At 60.1% G+C, this 17,680-nt stretch carries 13 protein-coding genes and 1 pseudogene; 9 read left to right on the top strand and 5 right to left on the bottom strand.

What is annotated here, in order from left to right:
* The first annotated feature begins 16 nt into the window (after positions 1 to 16).
* The 4 genes from AC3IX1_RS20795 (at position 17) to AC3IX1_RS20780 (ending at position 5,895) form a co-directional block, all read left to right on the top strand.
* Positions 17 to 619 (top strand): DsbA family protein, encoded by a 603-nt coding sequence (locus tag AC3IX1_RS20795; RefSeq protein ID WP_489388769.1) that lies wholly within the window; start codon positions 17 to 19, stop codon positions 617 to 619.
* Positions 612 to 2,429, top strand: coding sequence for an ABC transporter ATP-binding protein (locus tag AC3IX1_RS20790; RefSeq protein WP_489385639.1), 1,818 nt, complete (start codon positions 612 to 614; stop codon positions 2,427 to 2,429). The genes AC3IX1_RS20795 and AC3IX1_RS20790 overlap by 8 nt, the downstream gene beginning before the upstream one ends.
* 168 nt (positions 2,430 to 2,597) lie before the next feature.
* A complete protein-coding gene (locus AC3IX1_RS20785; protein WP_489385638.1) occupies positions 2,598 to 5,057 on the top strand; it encodes an EAL domain-containing protein in 2,460 nt (819 codons plus the stop codon).
* A 76-nt stretch (positions 5,058 to 5,133) separates the two neighbouring features.
* The gene (locus AC3IX1_RS20780; RefSeq protein ID WP_489385637.1) at positions 5,134 to 5,895 is read left to right on the top strand and encodes an iron-containing redox enzyme family protein; all 762 of its coding nucleotides are present in this window, start codon (positions 5,134 to 5,136) and stop codon (positions 5,893 to 5,895) included.
* Between the two features lie 137 nt (positions 5,896 to 6,032).
* On the opposite strand, the gene AC3IX1_RS20775 is transcribed toward AC3IX1_RS20780, so the two are convergent.
* The 5 genes from AC3IX1_RS20775 to AC3IX1_RS20755 form a co-directional block, all read right to left on the bottom strand.
* On the bottom strand, positions 6,033 to 6,959 hold the full coding sequence (locus AC3IX1_RS20775) for a GGDEF domain-containing protein (protein ID WP_489385636.1): 927 nt from the start codon (positions 6,957 to 6,959) through the stop codon (positions 6,033 to 6,035).
* 377 nt (positions 6,960 to 7,336) lie between these two features.
* The gene (locus AC3IX1_RS20770; RefSeq protein ID WP_007999919.1) at positions 7,337 to 8,077 is read right to left on the bottom strand and encodes a YciK family oxidoreductase; all 741 of its coding nucleotides are present in this window, start codon (positions 8,075 to 8,077) and stop codon (positions 7,337 to 7,339) included.
* 191 nt (positions 8,078 to 8,268) lie between these two features.
* Positions 8,269 to 8,940: an N-acetylmuramic acid 6-phosphate phosphatase MupP gene (mupP, locus tag AC3IX1_RS20765; RefSeq protein ID WP_489385635.1), complete on the bottom strand. Its 672-nt coding sequence runs from the start codon at positions 8,938 to 8,940 to the stop codon at positions 8,269 to 8,271.
* A gap of 4 nt (positions 8,941 to 8,944) precedes the next feature.
* On the bottom strand, positions 8,945 to 9,643 hold the full coding sequence (ubiG, locus tag AC3IX1_RS20760; protein WP_033055822.1) for a bifunctional 2-polyprenyl-6-hydroxyphenol methylase/3-demethylubiquinol 3-O-methyltransferase UbiG: 699 nt from the start codon (positions 9,641 to 9,643) through the stop codon (positions 8,945 to 8,947).
* 58 nt (positions 9,644 to 9,701) lie between these two features.
* Entirely contained in the window at positions 9,702 to 11,036 is a 1,335-nt protein-coding gene (locus AC3IX1_RS20755) for a TRZ/ATZ family hydrolase (protein WP_489385634.1), read from the bottom strand.
* 108 nt (positions 11,037 to 11,144) lie between these two features.
* Between AC3IX1_RS20755 and mtnA the strand changes: the two genes are divergently transcribed.
* The 5 genes and pseudogenes from mtnA to pheA all read left to right on the top strand — a co-directional run bounded on the left by mtnA (position 11,145) and on the right by pheA (position 17,673).
* A complete protein-coding gene (gene mtnA / locus AC3IX1_RS20750; protein WP_489385633.1) occupies positions 11,145 to 12,221 on the top strand; it encodes an S-methyl-5-thioribose-1-phosphate isomerase in 1,077 nt (358 codons plus the stop codon).
* A 416-nt stretch (positions 12,222 to 12,637) separates the two neighbouring features.
* On the top strand, positions 12,638 to 15,292 hold the full coding sequence (gene gyrA, locus AC3IX1_RS20745) for a DNA gyrase subunit A (protein ID WP_489385632.1): 2,655 nt from the start codon (positions 12,638 to 12,640) through the stop codon (positions 15,290 to 15,292).
* A gap of 92 nt (positions 15,293 to 15,384) precedes the next feature.
* Positions 15,385 to 15,465: pseudogene (locus AC3IX1_RS20740) on the top strand (outer membrane lipoprotein carrier protein LolA); the annotation flags it as partial.
* 28 nt (positions 15,466 to 15,493) lie between these two features.
* On the top strand, positions 15,494 to 16,579 hold the full coding sequence (gene serC, locus AC3IX1_RS20735; RefSeq protein ID WP_489385631.1) for a 3-phosphoserine/phosphohydroxythreonine transaminase: 1,086 nt from the start codon (positions 15,494 to 15,496) through the stop codon (positions 16,577 to 16,579).
* Positions 16,579 to 17,673 carry a prephenate dehydratase gene (pheA, locus tag AC3IX1_RS20730; protein ID WP_007939916.1) on the top strand — a complete coding sequence of 365 codons (1,095 nt, stop codon included), beginning with the start codon at positions 16,579 to 16,581 and terminating at the stop codon, positions 17,671 to 17,673. The genes serC and pheA overlap by 1 nt, the downstream gene beginning before the upstream one ends.
* Positions 17,674 to 17,680 lie beyond the last annotated feature (7 nt).

Raw genomic sequence — 17,680 nt, 5'->3', positions numbered from 1 at the left:
CTATGTGATGGACCCGATGTGTTCCTGGTGCTGGGGGTTTGCCCCGGTGGCCAACGCACTGGTCGAGCAGGCGCAAGCCGCGGGTGTGGATGTGCATCTGATCGTGGGTGGTTTGCGCACCGGTAGCGGTGCGGCGCTGGAGCCGACCACCCGACGCTACATCCTGGAACACTGGCATGCGGTCACCGAGGCCACCGGTCAGCCCTTCAAGTTTGACGGCGCGTTACCCGATGGCTTTGTCTACGACACCGAGCCTGCCTGCCGGGCGCTGGTCACGGCGCGCGCACTGGCGCCGGATTGTGCCTGGAAGCTGCTCGGGCTGATTCAGCAGGCATTTTATGCCGAAGGACGCGACGTCACCCGCGCCAGCGTGCTGGTGGAACTGGCCGAACAGGCCGGTCTGCCGCGCATCGAATTCGCCGCGGCGTTTGACCGCGCCGATATGCACACCGCGACGGCGGCTGATTTCACCTGGGTCCAGGACCTGGGTATTGCCGGTTTCCCCACTCTGCTGGCCGAGCGTAACGGCCAACTGGCATTGTTGACCAATGGCTATCAGCCGTTGAGCGAATTGTCCTCGCTACTCGGCCGCTGGCTGGAGCGTGCTGCCTGTGCATGACCTGCCTGATGATGTCGCACCCGCTAAACGTGTCGACCGTCTGAGCTGGGCGGAAATCCGCCGCCTGGCCCTGCATCACAAGAAATCCCTGTGGATCGCCAACGGCGTGGCCGTGCTGGCGACCTTGTGCAGCGTGCCGATTCCCTTGCTCCTGCCGTTGCTGGTGGATGAGGTGTTGCTGGGGCATGGTGATGCCGCGCTGAAGATCATGAACCACGCGCTGCCCGAAGGCTGGCAGAAGGCCGCGGGTTATATCGGCCTGATGCTGCTGGTGACCCTGACCCTGCGATGCGCGGCGTTGATGTTCAACGTAGTGCAGGCAAAATTGTTCGCCGGGCTGGCCAAGGACATCGTCTATCGGATTCGCGTGCGGCTGATCGAACGGCTCAAGCGCATCTCCCTGGGCGAATACGAAAGCCTGGGCAGCGGCACGGTGACCACGCACCTTGTGACTGACCTGGACACGCTGGACAAATTCGTCGGCGAAACCCTCAGCCGTTTCCTTGTGGCCATGCTGACCCTGGTCGGTACGGCGGGCATTCTGATGTGGATGCACTGGAAACTGGCATTGCTGATTCTGCTGTTCAACCCGCTGGTGATCTATGCCACGGTGCAATTGGGCAAGCGGGTCAAGCACCTGAAGAAACTCGAGAACGACAGCACTTCGCGCTTTACCCAGGCACTGACCGAAACGCTGGATGCCATCCAGGAAGTTCGCGCCGGCAACCGCCAGGGGTTTTTCCTCGGTCGCCTGGGGCAACGCGCCCGGGACGTGCGCGACTATGCGGTGAATTCCCAATGGAAAACCGATGCGTCGAATCGGGCCAGCGGTTTGCTGTTCCAGTTCGGCATCGATATTTTCCGGGCCGCGGCGATGCTCACCGTGCTGTTTTCCGACCTTTCAATCGGCCAGATGCTCGCGGTGTTCAGCTACCTGTGGTTCATGATCGGCCCGGTTGAACAACTGCTGAACCTGCAATACGCCTACTACGCCGCTGGCGGTGCGCTGTCGCGGATCAACGAGTTGCTGTCTCGAGCCGATGAGCCCGAGTACCCGGGCGGCGTCGACCCATTTGTCGGCCGTGAAACGGTCGGGCTGGAAGTACAAGGGCTGAGCTTCGGTTACGGCGATGAGCTGGTCTTGAACCAGATGAACCTGTCCATCGCCCCCGGCGAAAAGGTCGCGATCGTCGGCGCCAGTGGCGGTGGCAAGAGCACGCTGGTGCAACTGCTGCTGGGCTTGTACACGCCGCTGGCCGGTACCATTCGCTTCGGCGGTTCGACCCAGCAAGAGATCGGCCTGGAAACCGTGCGGGAAAATGTTGCCGTGGTCCTGCAACATCCGGCGCTGTTCAACGACACCATCCGGGCCAACCTGACCATGGGCCGCGAACGCAGTGACGAGGCCTGCTGGCAGGCGCTGGAAATCGCCCAATTGCACGGCACGGTCCGGGATTTGCCCAATGGCCTGGACAGCATCGTCGGACGCTCCGGCGTACGTTTGTCCGGCGGGCAGCGCCAGCGCCTGGCCATCGCCCGAATGGTACTGGCCGAACCCAAGGTGGTAATTCTGGACGAGGCCACCTCCGCGCTGGACGCTGCCACCGAATACAACCTGCACCAGGCGCTGGCGCGGTTTCTGAGCAATCGCACCACGTTGATCATTGCCCACCGTCTTTCGGCGGTAAAACAGGCCGATCGTGTGCTGGTTTTTGACGGCGGGCAGATCGCGGAGGATGGCGATCACCAGCAACTGATTGCCGAGGGTGGGTTATACGCCAAGCTGTATGGGCATTTGCAGCAGTTGTAGCGAGCCGCCGATTCAATACAATAAAAAACATGATCGCGACCGAATTCAGCGGCCGCGATGTTCCCCCCGGGCAAAGCTTGTCGCTTGCCGGGATCGGAATCGCAACCTAGTCTAGCTGTAGCGATTTCGTCCGGAAGACGAGCAAGCAGTGCTAACGCAAGGGACCTCATGAATCAAAAGCGGACTCTCGGAACGCCACGGCTGTTGGGCATCGTCTGGCCATTTATCGCCGTTGTGGTGTTTCAGGCCCTCTTGGGCGGTGTCAGTCTTTACGTGCTGTCGGCTGTTCGCGGTTATGTCGCCGGTGAAAGCCTGTGGTCCAAGGGCCAGAAAGACGCCATCTATTACCTCAATCTCTACGCCGACAGTGGCGACGAAGTGATTTTTCGTAAATACCAGCGCGCCATTTCCGTGCCTCAGGGCGGGCATGAGTTGCGTGTGGCACTGGATCATCAACCGCCGAATGTCGAGGCGGCACGTGCGGGGATTCTCAAGGGTGGCAACCACCCGGATGACGTTTCCAGCCTGATTTGGCTGTACCTCAACTTTCGTCACTTCAGCTATCTCGAAAAAGCCATCGACCTATGGACCGTGGGTGATGCCTATCTGGCCAAACTCGATGACGTTGCCGGCGACATGCATCGGCACATCACCGCCGGCCCGGCTTCCAGGGCGGATATACAGCGCTGGAAGGAGCAGATTTTCGCGATCAATGATGAGGTGACTCCGGCGGCGAAAGCCTTCAGTGATGCACTGGGGGAGGGGTCGCGGGTCATTCTTCGTCTGCTGCTGCTGACGAACCTCGCCACTGCTCTGGGATTGATTGCGCTGGCGCTGATGCGCACCCATAAACTGCTCAAGCAGCGCCATGCCTTCGCCGATGCGCTGCAAGTGGAGAAAGAGCGGGCGCAGATCACCCTGCAATCGATTGGCGATGGAGTGATCACCACGGATGTTTCCGGTGCGATTGCCTACATGAATCCCGCGGCCGAGGCGTTGACCCACTGGAAGGCCGAGCAGGCGACAGGGTTGCCGCTGGCGGCACTGTTCAACCTGCTGGACGAAAATGCCCAGACCGACGGGTTCACCCTGATCGAGCATATTCTCAGCGGCCAGCTCAGTGGCGGCAGTGAACACTCCAAGCTGATTCAACGCCTGGACGGCAGCACGGTGTCTGTCACGCTGGTGGGCGCGCCGATCCGCAATGCCGGCAAAGTCAGCGGGACGGTGTTGGTGCTGCATGACATGACCCAGGAGCGGCAATACATCGCCAATCTGTCGTGGCAGGCGACCCACGACGCCTTGACCGGGCTCGCCAACCGCCGTGAATTCGAATATCGCCTGGAACAGGCGCTGCACAATCTGACCCGCCATTCGGGTCGCCATGCCCTGATGTTCCTCGATCTGGATCAGTTCAAACTGGTCAACGATACCTGCGGCCACGCGGCGGGCGACGAACTGTTGCGGCATATCTGTGCCTTGTTGCAATCCGGGCTGCGCGAAGGCGACACCCTGGCGCGTCTTGGCGGTGACGAGTTCGGCATCCTGCTGGAAAACTGCGCACCGCAAGCAGCGGAGAAAATTGCCGACAGCCTGCGCCAGACTGTGCAAAATCTGCATTTTGTCTGGAAAGGCCGGCCTTTCGTGACCACTGTCAGTATCGGACTGGTCCATGTCGCGCAGAATCCGACGACGCTCGAAGCCTCGCTGCGTGCTGCCGACATGGCGTGCTACATGGCCAAGGAAAAGGGCCGTAACCGGGTCCAGGTCTATCATCCGGATGACTCGGAATTGTCCCTGCGCTTCGGCGAAATGGCCTGGGTGCAGCGTTTGCACATGGCGCTGGAGGAAGACCGCTTCTGCCTGTACGCCCAGGAAATTGTCCCCCTGGGTCATGGCGATCAGGACGACGGACATATTGAAATTCTGCTGCGATTGCATGATGAAGCCGGGCGGATGATTTTGCCCGACAGCTTCATTCCGGCAGCTGAACGCTATGGCCTGATGAGCTCGCTTGATCGTTGGGTGGTGCAGAACGTGTTCAAGATCATCGCCCAATGCCGGGCCGAGCAAGGCAACGGGCCGCTGGCCATGTGTGCGATAAATCTGTCAGGCACGACGATCGGGGATGAGGCGTTCCTGGACTTCTTGCGCGAACAGTTTGTGACGTATTCGATTCCGCCTGAAATGATTTGTTTTGAAATTACTGAAACCAGTGCTATTTCAAATCTTGGCAGCGCCATTCGATTCATTAATGAACTCAAAGGCTTAGGCTGCCATTTTTCCCTGGACGATTTTTGTGCCGGAATGTCCTCGTTCGCGTACCTGAAACATTTGCCTGTAGACTTCCTGAAGATCGACGGGAGTTTCGTAAAGGATATGCTGGACGACCCGATTAACCGCGCCATGGTCGAAGTGATCAATCACATTGGCCATGTGATGGGTAAGCGCACGATTGCCGAGTTTGTCGAAACGCCCCAGATCGAGCAGGCATTGCTGGAGATCGGGGTGGATTACGCTCAAGGGTATGTGATTGAACGCCCGCAGTTGTTTACCTGCGATAGCTTGCTGAGTCGCCCTGCCAGGCCTCAGCCGCTGTTGTTCAAGGCGCCTGGCACGTTCCGTTGAAACTCCTGCCGGTCTGACAATCACAATCAAAAGGAGCTCGACAGTGATCGATACATTCAACCGAACCGGACCGCTCATGGAAGCTGCAAGTTACCCTGCCTGGGCCCAGCGCCTGATCCAGGATTGCAGCGAGAGCAAGCGCCGGGTTGTCGAACACGAACTGTACCAACGCATGCGAGACAACAAACTCAGTGCGAAGACCATGCGCCAGTACCTGATCGGTGGCTGGCCGGTGGTCGAACAGTTCGCGTTGTATATGGCACAAAACCTGACCAAGACCCGCTTTGCCCGTCATCCCGGCGAAGACATGGCCCGTCGCTGGCTGATGCGCAACATCCGCGTCGAACTGAACCACGCCGATTACTGGGTGCACTGGAGTCGCGCGCACGGTGTCAGTCTGGAAGAGCTGCAGGCGCAGCAGGTTCCTCCCGAGCTTCACGCCCTGAGCCATTGGTGCTGGCACACCAGTTCCGCCGACTCGCTGATCGTCGGGATTGCCGCCACCAACTACGCCATCGAAGGGGCGACCGGGGAATGGTCGGCGGTAGTGTGTTCCAACGGTATCTACGCCGCCTCGTTCCCCGAGGAAGATCGCAAGCGGGCGATGAAGTGGCTGAAGATGCATGCGCAGTATGATGATGCCCATCCATGGGAAGCCCTGGAGATCATCTGCACATTGGCGGGCACCAACCCGAGCAAATCCATGCAAGTGGAGTTGCGTCAGGCCGTTTGCAAGAGCTACGACTATATGTACCTGTTCCTCGAGCGTTGCATGCAAATGGAGCACGCAGAGCGGGCACCGGTCGTGCGTGAGCGGATGGCACTGGCCGAAGGCTGATTCTATCGCTGCTTGAAAAACCACTGTAGGAGCGAGCCTGCTCGCGATAGCTGCTTAACAGTCACCAGAAGTATTGAATGAAAGCACGTCATCGCGAGCAGGCTCGCTCCTACATTGTTTTGTGAATAGCTGAAAAATCAGCCCGCCATCTCCAGCCGGTTACGACCTTCGCGCTTGGCCACATACAACGCGCTGTCTGCCCGTCGCAACAGGCTTTCGGCAGACTCGCCGGGCAGCAGGGTCGAACAGCCGAGGCTGACCGTCAGCAGGATTCTGTGACCATCGGCCAGGTACTCTTCGGACTGCGCTGCAAACCGCAGCCGCTCACCGACCATGGCCGCGGCCTCGCGGCAGGTGTTCGACAGCAGGATCAGGAACTCTTCACCGCCATAGCGGAACACCATGTCCACGTTGCGTAGCTGGTTTTTGATCGTGGCGGCGACCGCCTTGAGCACGTCATCGCCAGTGCTGTGACCATGGTTGTCATTGACCAGCTTGAAATGATCGATGTCCAGCATCAGCACCGACAACGGTTGAAGATGGCGCCGAGACAGTTCGATCTCCCTTTGCAGCGTCTGGTCCATGGCGATGCGGTTACCGGTGCCCGTCAGCGGGTCGCGCAGTGCGCTTTGGGTGGCGGTACGGTACAGCAGCGCGTTGCGCATCGGGAAAAGCAGTGCGGCCAGCAGTGATTCGAGATTGCCCTGTTCCTGTTCGCTGAAACGTTGGTTGCGGCGGAAAATCAGCTCACCCAGGTGTTCGCCTTCGTGGCTGAGGCTGTAACTGATGGAATGGTGGCCGCGCTGGCCGAACTCCAGGCGCAGATCACTGCTCTTGTGCAGGTAGCACAGGGCGTCCAATGGCACCAACCGCTGAATCTCGCGATAGAAAGTCCCAAGAATGCGTTGCGGCTCCAGGCTGGTTTGCAGCTGCTGGCTCAATTGCTGGCGCAATTGCGCAAGACTGACAGGTCTTTCCAGAAGGGGCGGCTGCTGACCAAAGCCCAGGCGTTGCAATTTGGCGCTATCGAAGTCAATTGCGTTGGTCTGGGAAGGTGGTTTCATAAGGCGTGCGCCCCTAAGCAGTAAGGCTGTCTTACAAGCAGGGTGAGAGCGGCTTAGGGCTGCGCGTCGTACTGGTCCGTCAGTCCCGTAGGACATTTCGTACAAGTTTAATCCGCTTTGTAGAAGATGAGTAATCTCTGCGCTCAAGCTTCACCCCCGTCTGCTTTCACGTTGCGTGTCTGAGCAAACTTAGAGCGAAAGTCGTGCCATTCGGTTCATCCGAATAAAATCTGTTTTAAATCAAACGGTTGATGTTCGTTCGCTACCTGTGTAGTGCAGAGTGTGACGTTTGTTTGACAGATGCCTGGCTCGAGTCCGGGAGCCTTCGAGTGCCGCGACAGGAAGCTGGCGCGGCACTTAAAAGCGACGTACGGTCATTACTGGGCGTTGAACGCCTGGCCATTGATGCCGGTGCTGTCCGGGCCCATCAGGTAAAGGTAGACCGGCATGATCTCCTCGGGCGTCGGGTTGTTCAGTGGGTTTTCCCCCGGGTAAGCCTGGGCGCGCATGCTGGTGCGGGTGGCGCCCGGGTTGATGCTGTTGGAACGTACCGGGGCCACGGTATCGACTTCGTCAGCCAGGGTTTGCATCAGGCCTTCAGTGGCGAACTTGGAGACGCCGTAAGCGCCCCAATACGCACGTCCCTTGCGGCCGACGCTGCTGGAAGTGAACACCACCGAGGCATCCTGCGACAGCTTGAGCAGTGGCAGCAGCGTGCTGGTGAGCATGAACATGGCATTGACGTTGACTTGCATGACCCGCATGAAGTTTTCGCCGGAAAGCTGCTCGATCGGCGTGCGCGGACCGATGATCGAAGCATTGTGCAGCAGGCCGTCGAGATGCCCGAATTCGCTTTCGATCATCGCCGCCAGCTCATCGTATTGATGGGGCAGGGCGGTTTCGAGGTTGAAGGGGATAACTGCCGGTTGTGGATGGCCGGCGGCTTCGATTTCGTCGTAGACCTGGGTCAGGTTGGCTTCGGTCTTGCCCAGCAGCAGCACGGTTGCGCCGTGTGCCGCGTAGGTTTTTGCCGCTGCGGCGCCGATGCCGCGTCCTGCGCCGGTGACCAGAATGACCCGATCCTTGAGCAGCTCGGGGCGGGCGGAATAATCAAACATAAAAAACCTCTTCAAAGACCTGCATCGAACCTGTGGCGAGGGAGCTTGCTCCCGCTCGGCTGCGAAGCAGTCGTAATCTTTTAATAACGGTTCCCGAGAAGGCGCATGCATAGGCAGAGGGGGCGCTTCGCGACCCAGCGGGAGCAAGCTCCCTCGCCACAAAAGCAGGTGCCCACGTCAAGCTATCTGGCTCAGCAACTGCAAAGCGCGCTATCAAGCACCTTGCGCAACTCCAGCGGATGATCGACCACCACGTCCGCACCCCAATGCCGCGGATTATCATCCGGGTGGATATAGCCGAAGGTCACGGCGGCGGTCTTGGTACCGGCATCGCGGCCCGACTCGATGTCACGCAAGTCATCGCCGACGAACAGTACGCTGGCCGGGTCCAGGTCGAGCATCTTGCAGGCGAGGATCAGCGGTTCCGGATCCGGTTTGCTGTTCTTCACATGATCCGGGCAGATCAGCAGCGCCGAGCGTTCAGCCAGCCCCAGCTGTTGCATGATCGGCTCGGCGAAGCGCAGCGGCTTGTTAGTGACCACGCCCCAGACCAGGTTGGCCTTCTCGATGTCCGCCAGCAGTTCGCCCATGCCGTCGAACAGTTTGCTGTGCACCGCACAACCCACGAGGTAGCGCTCCAGGAACTCCAGGCGCAATTCCTCGAATCCCGGCGTTTCCGGGTCCATGGCGAAGGTTACCGCGACCATCGCCTTGGCGCCGCCGGAAATCTCGTCGCGAATGTGCTTGTCGTTCATTGGTGGCAAGCCGCGGTCGGCACGCATCGCCTGACAGATCGCAATGAAGTCCGGCGCGGTGTCGAGCAGGGTGCCGTCCATGTCGAAAAGAACTGCTCTGATTGGCATCGGCTTATTCCTCGCGCAGGGTCTGGATCATGTAGTTGACGTCCACGTCGGAGGCCAGTTTGTAGTGCTTGGTCAGCGGGTTGTAGGTCAGGCCGATGATGTCCTTGACGGTCAGGCCGGCCATGCGGCTCCAGGCGCCGAGTTCGGAAGGGCGAATGAATTTCTTGAAGTCGTGGGTGCCGCGCGGCAGCAGCTTCATGATGTATTCGGCGCCGACGATGGCGAACAGGTACGCCTTCGGGTTGCGGTTGATGGTCGAGAAGAACACCTGGCCGCCGGGTTTGACCATGCGGAAGCAGGCACGGATGACCGACGACGGGTCCGGTACGTGCTCAAGCATTTCCAGGCAAGTGACCACGTCGAACTGCTCGGGCATTTCCTCGGCCAGGGCTTCGGCGGTGATCTGCCGGTATTCGACGCTTACGCCCGACTCCAGCTGATGCAGTTGGGCAACCGCCAATGGCGCTTCGCCCATGTCGATACCCATCACGGTCGCGCCGCGCTGAGCCATGGCTTCGCTGAGGATGCCGCCGCCGCAACCGACGTCGAGGACCTTCTTGCCGGCCAGGTTGACGCGTTCGTCAATCCAGTTGACCCGCAGCGGGTTGATGTCGTGAAGCGGTTTGAATTCGCTTTCGCGGTCCCACCAGCGATGGGCCAGGGCTTCGAATTTGGCGATTTCGGCGTAGTCGACGTTGCTCATGGTTTAAGTCCTCTAAAACTTGAAAAATCCTGTTGCCCCGGATTGTGCTCCAGGGTGCTTACGATTCGGTGCGGCCGCTGATGCGCTGGCCCCAGGCCTTCGCGACAGTACTTAGCTGTTGTTCATCCAGGCGTGTCAGGCGACGGTCGTCGAGCAACTGCTTGCCGGCAACCCAAAGGTGTTTCACGCAGTCCCGGCCGGTGGCGTATATAAGCTGCGAAACCGGGTCGTAGACCGGTTGCTGGGCCAGGCCGGAGAGATCGAATGCCACCATGTCCGCCGCCTTGCCGATTTCCAGCGAGCCGGTTTCGGCCTCGATGCCCAGTGCCCGGGCACCGTTGAGGGTGGCCATGCGCAAGGCACGATGGGCATCCAGCGCGGTGGCCGAGCCGGCGACAACCTTGGCCAGCAGGGCCGCGGTGCGGGTTTCGCCGAGCAGGTCCAGGTCATTGTTGCTGGCCGCCCCATCGGTGCCGACCGCGACATTGACCCCGGCCTGCCACAAACGCTCGACCGGGCAGAACCCGCTGGCCAGCTTCAGGTTCGACTCCGGGCAATGAATCACATTGCTGTTGCTTTCTACCAGCAGGGCCAGGTCTTCTTCGCTGATCTGGGTCATGTGAACCGCCTGGAAGCGCGGCCCCAGCAAGCCCAGGCGCGCCAGTCGGGCCAGTGGTCGTTCACCGCGCTGCTCGACCGATTGCTGCACTTCGAAGGCTGTTTCATGCACGTGCATGTGGATCGAGGCGTCCAGTTCTTCGGCGATCACCCGGATTTTTTCCAGGCTTTCATCGCCCACGGTGTAGGGTGCATGGGGGCCGAAGGTGATTTTGATGCGGTCGTGGTGCTTGAGATCGCCAAACAGTTCAACGCCCTGACGAATGGCTTCGTCCGCCGTAGCGGCGCCCGGAATGGGGAAATCGAGGATCGGAATCGCGATCTGCGCGCGAATACCGCTGTTGTGCACGCGCTCGCTGGCAACCTTCGGGAAGAAGTACATGTCAGAGAAACAGGTGATGCCACCTTTGATTTGCTCGGCGATGGCCAGGTCCGTGCCGTCGCGCACGAAATCCTCGTCGACCCACTTGGCTTCGGCGGGCCAGATGTGGTTTTCCAGCCAGGTCATCAATGGCAGGTCATCGGCCAGGCCACGGAACAGCGTCATCGCCGCGTGCCCGTGGGCATTGATCAGGCCGGGGCTGAGCAGCATGTCGGGCAATTCGCGGGTTTCGGTTGCGTTAAGCTTCAGCGCGGCGGAACGTGGGCCGATAAACACGATGCGTCCATCACGGATGCCCACGCCATGTTCCTTGAGGACAACACCAGCGGGTTCGACGGGTACCAGCCAGGTCGGCAGCAATAACAGGTCGAGCGCAGCGGCAGTGTTCGGCATCGAGGGTTGGTTCCAGTGCTTTTGTAAAGGATGGTGAAGTATACCCGAGCGTCTTCGCGGGGGGATCGCTATAATCGGCGGCTTTTGTTCATGAGTGCGGGGTGAGGGATGCGCGATCGACTGTTGGCTGCGGAAAAGGTAAAGGCCATCGATTGGCGTGATGGCGCTCTCCATCTGCTGGATCAGCGTATTTTGCCGTTCGAGGAAACCTGGATCGCCTACACCAGCGCCGCTGGCGTGGCCGAGGCCATTCGCTCGATGGTGGTGCGCGGTGCTCCGGCGATTGGTATCAGTGCCGCTTATGGCATCGTACTGGCAGCCCGCGCCCGGATTGCCGAGGGTGGTGACTGGTACGCTGCACTGGAAGAGGATTTCATGTTGCTGGCCGACTCCCGTCCTACCGCCGTCAACCTGTTCTGGGCGCTGGGTCGCATGCACGACCGGCTTGATCGCCTGAAAGACAATGCCGATCCGCTTGAAGTGCTCGAGGCCGAGGCTATCGCCATTCACGAAAGTGATCGCGAAGCCAACCTGACCATGGCGCAACTGGGTGTGGATCTGATCCGCAAGCATCAGGGCAACGCCCAGGCGATCCTGACCCATTGCAACACCGGCGCGCTGGCCACGGGCGGCTTTGGCACGGCGCTGGGGGTGATTCGTGGCGCTTTCATCGAGGGTATGGTCGAGCGGGTATATGTCGACGAAACCCGCCCGTGGTTGCAGGGCTCGCGGCTGACCGCGTGGGAGCTGGCCAATGAAGGTATTCCCGTGACCCTCAATGTCGATTCCGCCGCGGCGCATATCATGAAGACCAAAGGCCCTACTTGGGTCATCGTCGGCGCTGACCGGATTACCGCCAACGGCGACGTGGCGAACAAGATCGGCACCTACCAACTGGCGGTCAACGCCATGCACCACGGCGTGCGCTTCATGGTGGTGGCGCCGAGTTCGACCATCGACATGAACCTGGCCAGTGGCGACGAGATCCCGATTGAAGAGCGTGATGGTCGCGAGTTGCTGGAGGTCGGTGGCAAGCGCGTCGGGGCCGATGTCGATGCCTTTAACCCGGTGTTCGACGTGACGCCGGCGGATCTGATCGATGCGATCGTCACCGAAAAAGGCATTGTAGAGCGCCCGGATACGGCGAAGATGGCGCAGTTGATGTGCCGCAAGCGTCTGCATTAATTGGCCGTGGCGTTCTAAAGGACGCCATCGCCAGCAGGCTGGCTCCCACAGGTTTTGTGATCGACACAGATCAATGTGGGAGCCAGCCTGCTGGCGATTAGGGTCTGAAAGTCAATAAACATCTGTAATTCGGCCCCGAATTCAGCATTCGCAGCGGCTCTAAGCCCCTCTCGTCCCCTTCAAGCCTGTCACCGGTCAACTAACTACTCTCCATGCGCATCTGGGGGATAGGTGCGTGGCGGCTCTTGTGATAACATCCGGCGGTTTCCAGGGTTGCCCCGCAGGGTGACCTTTACTGCGCAGATCCATGGCATAACTCGTTGATTTGTCGTAAGCCAATGCATGGCACTGAGCCTGCAGCGGCGAGCTTCGTTGGTCCTGACGAAGTTTCACCAGAAAAAGGAATCAGGCTTCTCATGGGCGAACTGGCCAAAGAAATCCTCCCGGTCAATATCGAAGACGAGCTGAAGCAGTCCTACCTCGACTACGCGATGAGCGTAATTGTCGGGCGGGCACTGCCGGATGCGCGCGATGGCTTGAAGCCCGTGCACCGGCGCGTGCTGTTCGCGATGAGCGAGCTGGGCAACGACTTCAACAAGCCGTACAAGAAATCTGCCCGTGTTGTCGGTGACGTGATCGGTAAGTATCACCCGCACGGTGATACCGCGGTGTACGACACCATCGTTCGGATGGCGCAGCCATTCTCCCTGCGCTACCTGCTGGTAGACGGCCAGGGCAACTTCGGTTCGGTGGACGGCGACAACGCTGCGGCCATGCGATACACCGAAGTGCGCATGACCAAGCTGGCGCACGAGCTGCTGGCTGACCTGCATAAAGAAACCGTGGACTGGGTGCCGAACTACGACGGCACCGAAATGATCCCGGCGGTCATGCCGACCCGTATTCCCAACCTGCTGGTCAACGGCTCCAGCGGTATCGCCGTGGGCATGGCGACCAACATTCCGCCGCACAACCTCGGTGAAGTCATCGACGGTTGCCTGGCGCTCATCGACAATCCAGAGCTGACTGTCGACGAGCTGATGCAATACATCCCCGGTCCGGACTTCCCGACCGCCGCGATCATCAACGGTCGCGCCGGAATCATCGAAGCCTACCGCACCGGTCGCGGGCGCATTTACATGCGCGCCCGCTCGATGATCGAAGACATCGACAAGGTCGGTGGCCGCCAGCAGATCGTCATCACCGAACTCCCTTACCAGCTGAACAAGGCGCGTCTGATCGAGAAGATCGCCGAGCTGGTCAAAGAGAAGAAGCTCGAAGGCATCACCGAACTGCGCGACGAGTCCGACAAGGACGGTATGCGCGTCGTGATCGAGCTGCGTCGCGGCGAAGTGCCTGAGGTGATCCTCAACAACCTCTACGCCCAGACCCAGCTGCAAGCGGTGTTCGGTATCAACATCGTCGCGCTGATCGACGGCCGTCCGCGGATCCTGAACCTCAAGGACCTGCTGGAAGCCTTCGTCCGTCACCGTCGCGAAGTCGTTACCCGCCGTACCGTGTTCGAACTGCGCAAGGCGCGCGAGCGTGGTCACATCCTTGAAGGTCAAGCGGTTGCCCTGTCGAACATCGACCCGGTCATCGCCCTGATCAAGGCGTCGCCAACGCCGTCGGAAGCCAAGGAAGCGCTGATCAGCACGCCGTGGGAATCCTCCGCCGTTGTCTCGATGGTAGAGCGTGCCGGTGCCGACTCTTGCCGTCCAGAGACCCTGGACCCGCAATACGGTCTGCGCGAAGGCAAGTACTTCCTGTCGCCAGAGCAGGCGCAAGCCATTCTGGAACTGCGTCTGCATCGCCTGACCGGTCTGGAACACGAAAAACTGCTGGCCGAGTATCAAGAGATCCTCAACCAGATCGGCGAGCTGATCCGCATCCTCAACAGCGCCACGCGCCTGATGGAAGTGATCCGCGAAGAGCTGGAAGTGATTCGCGCCGAATACGGCGACGTGCGTCGTACTGAAATCCTCGACGCCCGTCTCGACCTGACCCTGGGTGACATGATCCCGGAAGAAGAGCGCGTCGTGACCATTTCCCACGGTGGCTACGCCAAGACCCAGCCATTGGCTGCGTACCAGGCCCAGCGCCGTGGCGGTAAAGGCAAGTCGGCGACCGGCGTCAAGGATGAGGACTACATCGCTCACCTGCTGGTCGCCAACAGCCACACCACGCTGCTGCTGTTCTCCAGCAAGGGCAAGGTGTACTGGCTGAAGACCTACGAAATCCCTGAAGCGTCCCGCGCTGCCCGTGGTCGTCCGCTGGTCAACCTGTTGCCGCTGGATGACGGTGAGTACATCACCACCATGCTGCCGGTCGAGGAATACACCGAAGGTCACTACATCTTCATGGCCACCGCCAACGGCACCGTGAAGAAGACCCCGCTGGAATCCTTCAGCCGTCAACGCAGCGTCGGCCTGATCGCGCTGGAGCTGGACGAAGGCGACGTGCTGATTTCCGCAGCCATCACCGATGGCGAGCGCGAAGTGATGCTGTTCTCCGATGGCGGCAAGGTCACCCGCTTCAAGGAATCCGACGTTCGCGCCATGGGCCGTACCGCCCGCGGTGTGCGCGGCATGCGTCTGCCGGAAGGCCAGAAGCTGATTTCCATGCTGATCCCGGAAGAAGGCAGCCAGATCCTCACCGCTTCGGCGCGTGGCTACGGCAAGCGCACGGCGATCACCGAGTTCCCTGAGTACAAGCGTGGCGGTCAGGGCGTTATCGCCATGGTCAGCAACGAGCGTAACGGCCGTCTGGTCGGCGCGGTCCAGGTGCTCGATGGCGAGGAGATCATGCTGATTTCCGACCAGGGTACTTTGGTTCGTACTCGTGTCGACGAAGTCTCCAGCCTGGGTCGTAACACCCAGGGCGTGACCCTGATCAAGCTGGCCAACGACGAAACACTGGTCGGGCTGGAGCGGGTTCAGGAGCCGTCGGAAGTCGAGGGCGAAGAGCTGGAAGGTGAAGAGGGTGAAGGGTTTGTCGGTGAAGTCGTGATCGACGACGTTGCCGAAGACCAGCAACTCGACGCCGCCGCTGACGAAGAACCACAGGAGTAAGCGGGTAAGCAGGGGGCGGATGAAAATTCGCCCCCTTGTTGTTTGTCCGTACGGAAATACTGAAATCCCATGTAGGAGCGAGCTTGCTCGCGATGGTCGTCAACGATAACGCAGGGCGTCTGGTGCACCCTTGTGCTCTCAGGTTTTTCGCGAGCAAGCTCGCTCCTACAGTGATACCACCAAATCAGAGCGAGATTGGATGTGAGCAAGAGAGCCTATAACTTCTGTGCCGGTCCTGCGGCGCTTCCCGAAGCTGTCCTGCAGCGCGCCCAGGGTGAACTCCTCGACTGGCACGGCAAGGGTCTGTCGGTCATGGAAATGAGCCATCGCAGCGATGAGTTCGTGTCCATCGCCACCAAGGCCGAGCAGGATCTGCGTGATCTGCTGAATATCCCCTCGAACTATAAAGTGCTGTTTCTGCAAGGTGGCGCCAGCCAGCAATTTGCCCAGATTCCTCTGAACCTGTTGCCGGAAAACGGCTCGGCCGACTATATCGACACCGGTATCTGGTCGCAGAAAGCCATCGAAGAAGCGTCGCGCTACGGCCACGTCAACGTTGCCGGCACCGCCAAGCCTTACGACTATTTCGCTATTCCCGGCCAGAACGAATGGAAGCTCTCGAAAGACGCGGCCTACGTCCACTACGCGCCGAACGAAACCATCGGCGGCCTGGAATTCCAATGGATTCCGGAAACCGGTGATGTTCCGCTGGTCGCCGACATGTCCTCGGACATCCTGTCGCGCCCGGTGGATGTTTCGCGCTTCGGCATGATCTACGCCGGTGCGCAGAAAAACATCGGCCCGAGCGGTATCGTGGTCAACATCGTTCGCGAAGACCTGCTGGGCAAGGCCCGCTCCCTGTGCCCGACTATGCTCAACTACAAGGTCGCGGCCGATAACGGTTCGATGTACAACACCCCGCCGACCCTGGCCTGGTACCTGTCCGGCCTGGTGTTCGAGTGGCTCAAGGAGCAGGGCGGTGTCGAAGCCATCGGCAAGCTCAACGAAGTCAAGCAGCGCACACTGTACGGTTTCATCGATGCCAGCGGCCTGTACAGCAACCCGATCAACAAGTCGGACCGCTCGTGGATGAACGTGCCGTTCCGCCTGGCTGATGATCGCCTGGACAAGCCGTTCCTGGCTGGTGCCGACGAGCGTGGCCTGTTGAACCTCAAGGGTCACCGTTCCGTGGGCGGCATGCGCGCCTCCATCTATAACGCCGTCGACATCAACGCCGTCAATGCGCTGATTTCGTACATGGCAGAGTTCGAGAAGGAACACGGCTAATGTCTGAGCAAGAACTCAAGGCACTGCGCCTGCGCATTGATGCCCTGGACGAAAAGGTCCTGGAGCTGATCAGTGAGCGTGCGCGCTGCGCCCAGGAAGTCGCGCGAGTAAAGATGGCCTCGCTGGCCGAAGGCGAAGTGCCGGTGTTCTATCGTCCTGAGCGCGAAGCTCAGGTGCTCAAACGTGTCATGGAGCGCAACCAGGGGCCGCTGGGCAACGAAGAGATGGCGCGATTGTTCCGCGAAATCATGTCTTCGTGCCTGGCGCTCGAGCAGCCACTGAAAGTGGCTTACCTCGGCCCTGAAGGTACGTTCACCCAGGCGGCGGCCATGAAGCACTTCGGCCACGCGGTGATCAGCAAGCCGATGGCGGCGATCGACGAAGTGTTCCGTGAAGTGGCGGCGGGGGCGGTGAATTTTGGCGTGGTGCCGGTGGAGAACTCCACCGAAGGCGCGGTCAACCACACCCTCGACAGCTTCCTGGAGCATGACATGGTGATCTGCGGCGAAGTCGAGCTGCGTATCCACCATCACCTGTTGGTCGGTGAAAACACCAAGACCGACAGCATCAGCCGCATCTACTCCCACGCCCAGTCCCTGGCCCAGTGCCGCAAGTGGCTGGACGCCCATTACCCGAATGTCGAGCGCGTGGCGGTGTCCAGCAACGCTGAAGCGGCCAAGCGGGTCAAGGGTGAGTGGAACTCGGCGGCGATTGCCGGCGACATGGCGGCCGGCCTGTACGGCTTGACCCGTCTGGCCGAGAAAATCGAGGATCGTCCGGATAACTCCACGCGCTTCCTCATGATCGGTAATCAGGAAGTGCCGCCGACCGGCGATGACAAGACTTCGATCATTGTTTCCATGAGCAACAAGCCGGGTGCGCTTCACGAGTTGCTGGTGCCGTTCCACGACAATGGCATCGACCTGACGCGAATCGAGACTCGTCCGTCGCGCAGCGGTAAATGGACCTATGTGTTCTTCATCGACTTCGTCGGCCACCACCGCGACCCGCTGGTCAAAGGTGTGCTGGAAAAGATCAGTCAGGAAGCAGTGGCACTCAAAGTGCTGGGTTCCTACCCGAAAGCAGTTCTCTAAGGGGCGG

This window comes from Pseudomonas sp. KH_046_2 (genome assembly GCF_057838985.1).
Note: the sequence above shows the minus strand (reverse complement) of the source record. Positions and strands in the feature narration are given on the sequence as shown.

What these genes read in the sequence shown, in the direction of transcription:
- AC3IX1_RS20795 (WP_489388769.1), top strand. Translation starts at nt 17, where the DNA reads ATGTGTTCCTGGTGCTGGGGGTTTGCCCCGGTGGCCAACGCACTGGTC.
- AC3IX1_RS20785 (WP_489385638.1), top strand. Translation starts at nt 2,598, where the DNA reads ATGAATCAAAAGCGGACTCTCGGAACGCCACGGCTGTTGGGCATCGTC.
- AC3IX1_RS20780 (WP_489385637.1), top strand. Translation starts at nt 5,134, where the DNA reads ATGGAAGCTGCAAGTTACCCTGCCTGGGCCCAGCGCCTGATCCAGGAT.
- AC3IX1_RS20775 (WP_489385636.1), bottom strand. Translation starts at nt 6,959, where the DNA reads ATGAAACCACCTTCCCAGACCAACGCAATTGACTTCGATAGCGCCAAA.
- AC3IX1_RS20770 (WP_007999919.1), bottom strand. Translation starts at nt 8,077, where the DNA reads ATGTTTGATTATTCCGCCCGCCCCGAGCTGCTCAAGGATCGGGTCATT.
- mupP (WP_489385635.1), bottom strand. Translation starts at nt 8,940, where the DNA reads ATGCCAATCAGAGCAGTTCTTTTCGACATGGACGGCACCCTGCTCGAC.
- ubiG (WP_033055822.1), bottom strand. Translation starts at nt 9,643, where the DNA reads ATGAGCAACGTCGACTACGCCGAAATCGCCAAATTCGAAGCCCTGGCC.
- AC3IX1_RS20755 (WP_489385634.1), bottom strand. Translation starts at nt 11,036, where the DNA reads ATGCCGAACACTGCCGCTGCGCTCGACCTGTTATTGCTGCCGACCTGG.
- mtnA (WP_489385633.1), top strand. Translation starts at nt 11,145, where the DNA reads ATGCGCGATCGACTGTTGGCTGCGGAAAAGGTAAAGGCCATCGATTGG.
- gyrA (WP_489385632.1), top strand. Translation starts at nt 12,638, where the DNA reads ATGGGCGAACTGGCCAAAGAAATCCTCCCGGTCAATATCGAAGACGAG.
- pheA (WP_007939916.1), top strand. Translation starts at nt 16,579, where the DNA reads ATGTCTGAGCAAGAACTCAAGGCACTGCGCCTGCGCATTGATGCCCTG.